Source organism: Streptomyces calidiresistens, from assembly GCF_014141525.1.
Taxonomy (GTDB): domain Bacteria; phylum Actinomycetota; class Actinomycetes; order Streptomycetales; family Streptomycetaceae; genus Streptomyces; species Streptomyces calidiresistens.
The window spans coordinates 1-592 of sequence record NZ_VKHS01001474.1 but is presented as its reverse complement, the minus strand read 5'-3'; the positions used below and the strand labels follow the sequence as shown (position 1 = coordinate 592).

Genomic DNA, 592 nt, shown 5'->3' with positions numbered 1-592 from the left:
GGTCCACTCGACCGGCACGTTCGGGGCCGGGACCGGGCGGCGGAACGGGGCGGTCCCGAGGGGCAGGGAGTCCAGGTCGCGGGGGTGATGGTGGATGATGGTGCGGGTGGTCAGCCGCCCGTCCGGGCCCTGCTCGACCCGCCGTTCCAGGAAGCCGATCTCCTCCAGCTCCCGCAGCGCCCGGCTCATCCGGACGCGCCCCTCGGAGAACCGCGCGCACAACGCCTCGATCGTCACCGGGGTGCCCTCGGGAACGGAGAGGATGTACAGGCCCACCCCCGCGGCCTGCGAACTGATCGCACGGGTGATCAACTCGTTCGTCAGAACGATGTAGTTCTCGGTGTGCCGGGCGTGAAGATGGCACACGCCGCCCGCCGGGCGGCTAAAATAGGTCTCAGCCATCGGGAAGCTATGCTCTTCCTGATCGGTCAGGCCCTCGGCGGGACGGCAATCCCGCACGGGGGCCGAAGCTTTTTTACGGTTGTGGAAGCGACCATAACCCCACCCGACCCCCGGAATCACCCCGCTTACCACGAAAGAGTGAGCACCAATTTTCCGTGGACGCCGCGAACACCGCGCCGGGGAGGGTGGG

1 pseudogene is annotated in these 592 nt (G+C 68.2%); it reads right to left on the bottom strand.

Annotation, left to right across the window (positions count from 1 at the left end):
* A pseudogene (locus FOE67_RS27885) lies at positions 1 to 402 on the bottom strand (hypothetical protein); the annotation flags it as partial.
* Positions 403 to 592: the final 190 nt, after the last annotated feature.